At 41.0% G+C, this 7,240-nt stretch carries 10 protein-coding genes and 2 pseudogenes; 2 read left to right on the plus strand and 10 right to left on the minus strand.

The genetic code is table 11. The annotated features are described in order from the left end of the window. The 3 genes and pseudogenes from AC058W_RS05640 to AC058W_RS05650 form a co-directional block, all read right to left on the minus strand. Positions 1–376, minus strand: a pseudogene (locus AC058W_RS05640) (serine/arginine repetitive matrix protein 2); the annotation flags it as partial. Between the two features lie 425 nt (positions 377–801). Beyond that, positions 802–1,107: a hypothetical protein gene (locus AC058W_RS05645; protein WP_055271589.1), complete on the minus strand. Its 306-nt coding sequence runs from the start codon at positions 1,105–1,107 to the stop codon at positions 802–804. Next, entirely contained in the window at positions 1,091–1,384 is a 294-nt protein-coding gene (locus tag AC058W_RS05650) for a hypothetical protein (RefSeq protein WP_002594258.1), read from the minus strand. Before AC058W_RS05650 ends, AC058W_RS05645 begins: the two co-directional genes overlap by 17 nt. A 341-nt stretch (positions 1,385–1,725) precedes the next feature. On the opposite strand from AC058W_RS05650, the gene AC058W_RS05655 reads away from it, so the two are divergent. Then, a complete protein-coding gene (locus AC058W_RS05655; protein ID WP_479389808.1) occupies positions 1,726–2,652 on the plus strand; it encodes a helix-turn-helix domain-containing protein in 927 nt (308 codons plus the stop codon). Here the strand turns inward: AC058W_RS05655 and AC058W_RS05660 are convergent. The 4 genes from AC058W_RS05660 to AC058W_RS05675 form a co-directional block, all read right to left on the minus strand. Further along, positions 2,624–3,007 (minus strand): TnpV protein, encoded by a 384-nt coding sequence (locus tag AC058W_RS05660; RefSeq protein WP_119251489.1) that lies wholly within the window; start codon positions 3,005–3,007, stop codon positions 2,624–2,626. The genes AC058W_RS05655 and AC058W_RS05660 overlap by 29 nt on opposite strands. A 57-nt stretch (positions 3,008–3,064) precedes the next feature. Next, positions 3,065–3,295 (minus strand): recombinase family protein, encoded by a 231-nt coding sequence (locus AC058W_RS05665; protein WP_479389809.1) that lies wholly within the window; start codon positions 3,293–3,295, stop codon positions 3,065–3,067. Next, positions 3,292–4,035, minus strand: a complete 744-nt coding sequence (locus AC058W_RS05670; protein ID WP_479389810.1) for a recombinase family protein — start codon at positions 4,033–4,035, stop codon at positions 3,292–3,294. The genes AC058W_RS05665 and AC058W_RS05670 overlap by 4 nt, the downstream gene beginning before the upstream one ends. A gap of 297 nt (positions 4,036–4,332) precedes the next feature. Then, positions 4,333–4,992, minus strand: coding sequence for a metallophosphoesterase family protein (locus AC058W_RS05675; protein WP_243098798.1), 660 nt, complete (start codon positions 4,990–4,992; stop codon positions 4,333–4,335). Positions 4,993–5,404: 412 nt separating this feature from the next. Here AC058W_RS05675 and AC058W_RS05680 point away from each other — a divergent pair, with 412 nt between their 5' ends. Then, positions 5,405–5,791, plus strand: a complete 387-nt coding sequence (locus AC058W_RS05680; RefSeq protein ID WP_479389811.1) for a helix-turn-helix domain-containing protein — start codon at positions 5,405–5,407, stop codon at positions 5,789–5,791. A 37-nt stretch (positions 5,792–5,828) separates the two neighbouring features. Here AC058W_RS05680 and AC058W_RS05685 read toward each other — a convergent pair. The 3 genes and pseudogenes from AC058W_RS05685 to AC058W_RS05695 form a co-directional block, all read right to left on the minus strand. Further along, positions 5,829–6,030: pseudogene (locus AC058W_RS05685) on the minus strand (cysteine-rich KTR domain-containing protein). Positions 6,031–6,267: 237 nt separating this feature from the next. Further along, positions 6,268–6,618: a hypothetical protein gene (locus AC058W_RS05690; RefSeq protein ID WP_479389812.1), complete on the minus strand. Its 351-nt coding sequence runs from the start codon at positions 6,616–6,618 to the stop codon at positions 6,268–6,270. 236 nt (positions 6,619–6,854) lie between these two features. Then, positions 6,855–7,240 (minus strand): hypothetical protein (locus AC058W_RS05695; protein WP_479389813.1); only part of this gene is annotated, 386 nt, incomplete at its 5' end.

Below are 7,240 nucleotides of genomic sequence, written 5' to 3' on the forward strand. Positions count from 1 at the left end.
CGGATTCTTCCATAGTGCCGATCTGGTAGATGCTTTCTTCTGGACAGGTCTTGTTATTTTTCAAAAGATCATCCACAGTGCGATTGCGCTCAATGTGCCGGGTTTTCTCGTTCCGGGCGTTCTGAGCATTGACATGGTCGGCATAATGCTCGTAGTAATACATCCGTTCAATTTCCTCAAAGCTGAAATCCGGCTGCTCTGGGTTTTCCCGAAAGTCGTGGGTGGTAAAGCCCCGGTAACAGTCCCAGTACACATTTTGTCTGGCACGCTCAGCGTCAATGTGTTCGCTATTTTCTACATCGAACCGACGGTCATTGTGCCGGGGATTGTAAGTGCCATGCTTCCCAGATCGTCCATTGTGTCTTGTTAATTTCAAACATTTTTCCTCCTTCCTGCAAAGATGTTCTGGGCTGGGGAGGGCGGCAAAGCCGCCAGACCTGCGAAGTTTTGCGTCAGGTAATACCCAGTATAAGTTGACGCAGGCATCAACTTTCCCTGGGCAAGGCGTTTCACCCTTGACCCGATGAGGCTGGCTGCCCTCAACCCGCCAATGGGCATTGCCCCTTGACCCCAGCAGTGCGCTGCCGCCCCTGCACCCCGGCACAAAGGGCTGGCTGCCCTCTGTACTCCCGCACCGGCGAAGCTGGCCTTCACCGCAGAAGCGGTTTTTGCCAGTTTCACCGGCTCCGTATCCGTACATTTACGCCCATAGGCGAGAAGTGGATACAGAATACGCCTGCGGAAATTGCCGATCAAAACAGCGGGTGCAGACCCGATATTTTTTCGTAAATCGCCCTCATTTTAAGCGATTTTTTCTTCTGTCTGTATGACCTGAAAGCCATGCTCTTTTGCGTACTCCCTTGCAGCTGCCAGCCGTTCTTCGCTGTACGGCGGCACCAGCCGGATCGAAAGTCGTGACTTGTCCATCACATAGGTCACGCTACCTTCCGGCGTACTGCGTTCCAAGCGGCACAGCAGAGGGTACTTCCGGCTGAAATCCTCCAGTCTGCGTTTCAAGCTGGCATTGAAGGTGTAGATACTGGCAATCGTCTCGCCCTCATTCCAGTTGATGATGGTTTCTTTTTCATATTTAGACAGCTTCCTCATACAGTTCCTCCTCATAATCGGTGTTTGCTTTCAGCGCACGCAGACTGCGTCTAATCCGGCGGTATTCGTCCATCTCCATACGCAGATGATGGTAAAAGGCTTCGTACCACCTTTCCTCTGTCTCTGTCTCAATTTTACGAGCAAGATGAAGCATCTGGCTTTTCGCCTCCGGGTCAACAGTCAATGCTGTCAGCCATTTCAGCCTTGTCACTGTGTTGTGATGGCTGGGGCAGGCGTAAGCGTAAAGAATTTTCTTTTCCTTCATATTCAGTTTCATAATGATCTACCTCCATTCATTTGATGCGGTATGTTCCGCATCGTTTATTTTTCTGTCTGCCGGTCTGTCTGCAAAATATTCCTGCCCGGATTCTCTCCCAGCGTATTGTCCTCTTTGGTGCGCTCTTATCGTGGCGTCACTTCCCCGGAGGTCGTCCCCCTTGCAGTCGGTCATTCATTTTTCAAGGTTCTATGTCTCCTGACAAGAACCAGTTTACCGAAAAAAGAGGGCTGCTCCCGTATGTCCAAGACGCAGGAAAAACACATGAAAACCGCATATTTCCACGCTCTCGGAAATGTGCTATAATGAAAAACAAAAACCGATGGCAAGGAGGTGCTTTGATGTACACAAAACTGTCAATCCCGGAACGGCTCAAAGACCTGCAAGTGGTGGATAAGCACCTGACGCTGGAACAGCTGGCAGAACAGACCGGCCTGTCTAAGTCGGCACTGGGGAAATATGAGAGCGATGACTACAAAGACATCAGCCCATTTGCGATTGCGACACTGGCAAAGTTTTACGGAGTGTCCACTGATTATCTGATGGGCGTGTCAGAAAATAAAAATCACCCAAACACGGAGCTTCAAGCTCTGCATCTGAGTGACGCTATGGTGGAACTTTTGAGCAGCGGAAAGATCAACAACCGCCTGCTTTGTGAACTGGCGACTCATCCAAATTTTTTGCGGCTGATGGTTGATATGGAAATCTTTATTGACCAGCTCGCTGATATGCGGGTGAACCAGATGAATCTGATTCTGGAAGCTACCCGGCAGACCATTCTTAAAGAACACGCACCTGGAGAAAATGATCTGTATATGCGGACGCTGGAATTGGGTCAGGTACAGGAGAACGATTTTTACAGCCATATCCTTCATGATGATCTGGACAGCATTGTCCGGGATATACGGGAAGCCCATTTGAAAGACAAGACCACAGCCGACCCACAGCCAACACTGGATGAGGTCAAAGAGAATTTTGAACAGGCCATACAGATGGGAACCGACACAGAAGCTATGATCCATGAGTTCTGTGATAAAATGCAGATTCCTTTTGAAAAAATTTCATCCGAGGACTTTTCGGCTTTTCTGCGGATACTGAGCCTGTCCAAACTGCTTAAAAACCCAAACAATATGCGGGGAAAAGCCAAGTCACAGCCGTATTATATGCCAAAAAAAAAAAGCGCAGGTAGCAAAAAGGCCATCCACTATAAAAGTGAATGGCCTCAGTTTTTCCACCTTCTCAGACGAAAATCATCTCAGACCGAATGACTTCCTCTGCCCGGTGGCGTATGCTGTTCATGTGACCGACCCATGCAAGCTGGTCTTTTGCTTTCAATTCCTCCGTGACTCCCTCTGTTTCTTTTATCTGGGCAATGATACAATCCAGACGGTTCTGTGCCTGCTCATCCAGATCGGCAAGATATGTCCACAGCTTTCCAGACAGAAGCAATTCATTGTACCGGTCGGGACAATACTCTTGCAGATATTCCCTGTGCATCCGTCCCCACCGTCCGATTGGGCGGCTTTCCTCCGGCAGCTGTAAGTCTGGAATATAGTAGTCTCCGACCAGAACATAGTCCAGACCGTTACTGTCATCATGGATATGCTTTTTCAATTTCTTCATAGCGACCTCCTGTTTTCGTTTTATCCGAATCCAGTTGATCGTGTCCCTGTTCATCTGTTATTCAAGGCAACTGAACTCGTCACCATGAATTATGGCATATCTTTTCTTTACACTGATGAATTTCTGTACCAGTTCAAAGGTTTCTTCATCAATGATAGCTTCATGGGTGTTTTTTACAACAATCCAATCTTCCTTAGGAACCGCTACCAGTTTTCTGTTCTTGAATGATTTTGTCTGTGTCTTGTGCGATACCATATGACCGAGATACACTTGATTTTCCAAAATCATCTTAACATTTTTCCAACCCAGTCGGTAGGGAATCGGAACCCTGTGCTTGTTTCCAGCGTGCCATTCTTCATTGCTCTGTAGGCTCTCGGAATCAAAATCTTTTCTTCACACAATGTTCTTGCTATCTGATGAACACTGTTTCCCTGTTTCGACATTTCAAAAATACGCTTGACGATAGGCGCTGTTTCCGGGTCTATCAGTAGTTTACGCTTATTGTTCGGGTCAACCCTATAACCATACGGAGCGAATGAACCGCAGAACCCGCCACTTAAAGCAGTTGTTTTCTTGACGCTTCGGATTTTCTTTGAGGTATCACGTGCATAATACTCATTCATAATAGATTTGAATGGCATCATCTCGTTATCCTCATATCTTGTGTCAACATCATCATTCAGTGCGATAAAGAGAATGTCATTGTTCGGGAAGATTTCTTCCACGTAATACATGAACATGGCATTGTTGCGACCGAACCTTGACATATCCTTTACCATGATTCCACTAGGCTGTGTATCTTCCATAGCGTCCTCAATCATGCGGTTTAAATCCGGTCTGTTGAATGTTGTGCCGGAATAGCCATCATCTACATACTCGTCAATGATTTCAAATCCTTTTTCCTTTGAATAATATCGGAGCATTTGCAACTGGTTTGTGATACTGTTGCTTTCTTTATCAGCGTCACCATCATCTTTGGATAAACGTGCATATAATCTAACTCTTAATCTTGCTTGCTGTTTCGTCATTTTTACTCCTTTCCAACAGCAAACAAACAACTTATATCCTGTTAATATTATACCACGCTACTTAATTATTTTCAGCCGCTTATTACACTGTTCTCAATTTAATATCCATTGTTTTCCTGCTCGATTTCCTTTTGAATCAGCCTTTTAATCAAATGCTGCAAATCCACTGTACCGGAGAACACTGACGTTACATAAAAGGTCGTATTTCCTATTTTTATTGTATTGGACTGTACTGTTTTTCCTATAATCCCACCTCATTTCTTCCAACAAAAAAACACCATTTCTGGTGTCTTTCTGCTAATCTACACTGATTACTTTGCGTTCATACTTCTTTTCCTGCAAATCAATCTCCGCATAAACCATGTATTTGTCATTAAGTTCCGTCTGTCCAGTCTGAATACAGGTTGTCTGATGAATCTGGTTTATCCACTTTCCTTTCTCTGTGTCAGGACTTTCATGTATATGTCCGTGCAGAGAAAGAAGTGGCTGTTTTTCTTTCAGAAATTCGTAAATATCAACAGAGCCTATATCCAAATCTTGATAGCGCAACTGTCCTAATCTCAATCCCGCAGGCGGCATGTGCATAACGTAAACCGCTTTTTGTCTATCGTCCGGCAATGGAAGTTTCTTCAGCACATCACACATATGCGGTAATTCTGTTCTGGAATATTCCAGCCAGTTGTAAATCCTGTCATAATCAACAGCATTAGAGATTCCGGCTACAGGACTTAACTGACGCTGCGGAATATAATGTGTTTCTGTAACAACCCTGTCTTTACAACCGAACGGATGGTCTAAAATATAGTTCATGCCGATAAATTCATATCCATTGACAGAAAATTTCCTACCAGCTATATTGCTGACATTTTCAAATCTGTCGCAAAGATTGTCAAACATTTCATCTGCTGCCAGTAAATCATCATTTCCAAGCATGGCAAGGTATGTGATGGCGTACAATTTCCGCTGGCTCGCTGCATATCAAACGTATCTGATTGCTTTATTCAGTTGTCAAAGAACACCCGACTGTATTTGTCAGTCTGTGAAAATCCATTATCTGAAATAATAGACTTTCATAGATTGACAAGCGGAGCATACAGGTCTTTCAATGCGGCTACCTCCCAAAGCCGCTAAACCAATATGCTGTTTTTTGATGGAAAAAGAAAAAGGCGGCTTATCAAACCGCCATTGAAGTAATGATATTTTTTGACACGCAAAAATGATACTGTTAATAACGGTTTTTTTATTTACCGCTAGGCAGTACCTTTTTTGGTTTTATACGCATAATAGGAATTCACAAACCATATTATACGTTTTTCTATACCTGTTAGAAAATCAACAGGAACAGTAAAATATAGTGAGGTGATTACATATGCGTAAAAAAGAAGATAAATATGATTTTAGAGCTTTTGGTCTTGCAATCAAAGAAGCTCGTAAAAAGCAAAAATTAACTCGTGAGCAAGTGGGAGCAATGATTGAGATTGACCCACGCTATTTAACAAATATCGAAAACAAAGGGCAACACCCAAGTTTACAGGTGTTCTATGACCTTGTATCATTACTTAATGTTTCCGTTGATGAATTTTTCCTGCCTGCGTCTGATCTGGAAAAAAGCACCAGAAGACGACAGTTGGAAAAACGACTTGATAACTTGTCCGATAAGGATTTGGTTATCATGGAAAGCGTTGCTGACGGAATCATCAAATCAAAGGAAGTGGAGGACAAAGTAATCCTCCACCTTGCATATTCAATAAAATAAGCCGATAACCCAAGAAATTCTTAACTCATTCTCGGTATTATCGGCTCTGCGTCTTTGCGTCTGGCTCTTTTACAATGGTTACTTTTAAATTGTTTACGTTGATTAAGCTTTCTTTTTTGCATTTTGGACAGAATAGAAGGAAAATTTATTAATTCCGTATCTTTTCGTACTTTCAATCTAGTTTTATTACTACAGATTGGACATAATAACCATTCTATTTTTTCCTTTGTTTGATTCATAAATATCATTAACAGAGTTTGTTGTTTCCCTTTCTGAAAATTCAGTTTTATGAAAAATGCCATGATTTCATATGTCTGTAAGTGATAAAATCAAAAATAATTTTCAAAGTAATCAAAAACAAAAAGACTACCATTAAATTCTGAATAAATGAACTCATCAAAAATGATTTTTCTGAACTTAGTAATTCCAGAGTTTTTTGAGCATTTAAATTGTTAATAGGAAAGAAATATAATAGCTTATTTAATATTCCTTTTCTGAATATCTGCAAAAAGTAGTTGTGGTAGTAAAAACATACCCAATGAAACAGAAAGTGAAGTTATAGGTGATTTTGCAAAGGAAGAAATCAATAATGTAAAACTAGAAACAAATACAATTCCTATACTTTGCAAAAGCACAACAATTAAGTATGTTTGCAAATGATTCCATTCAACAGGAAACTGAAATAACCCCATTGACAAATTTGTCTGAATACTTGAATTCCACCCGCTAGTATCATACATGAGCGAAAAAATGCCTGCGTTCAGAAGATGAAATAAAATCAATGTACATAGAGGAATCACCGTTCCTACAATAATCACAAAAATCATTTATTTCTGCCTAATTTGGTAATCAATAAATTTGGATTCACATTCTTTGAAGTATCATTGGAAAATATTGTGAGCAAATTAAAATAGTCAAAACACATATGAGCAGGTTTATATTTCCAATTACTGAAAAGGAATCTCCCCACGGAACATAATTACCTATTTGTAAAGGCTTTTCAAATTCTGTGAATCCTAAATCACGAGAGAATAAAATAAACTGATACATCATCTAGCAATAGTTATTGCCAATTATATGCTTGAATCATTTCTGTGTAAATATTTTCGCTGTCATCGTCAAAAAAATTGTCGCCCATTTGCCAGTAGAATAAATAAAAAGGTTTATCGGTAACTCCTTTCTCTTCATTTTCCTGAAACTGATTCATAGAATCAGATAATATCATTTGTACTTTTTTGTCTGTAAAGTCCCCCGCATATTTTTGACTGATGATAGTATCTATATTTTTAGGAAATCCTTTGTTGACATTATTTCTTTCACTCATTTTGAATTGTGAATAGTTATATCCAACAAAGAAAATACCTAGAAGAAGAACAATAAAACTTATTACTAAACTTCCTATGACAATTTTATTTTTAAGGACTTTTTCAAATTCAAACTTTATAATTT

This window comes from Blautia sp. CGZ-1-C1 (genome assembly GCF_056504575.1).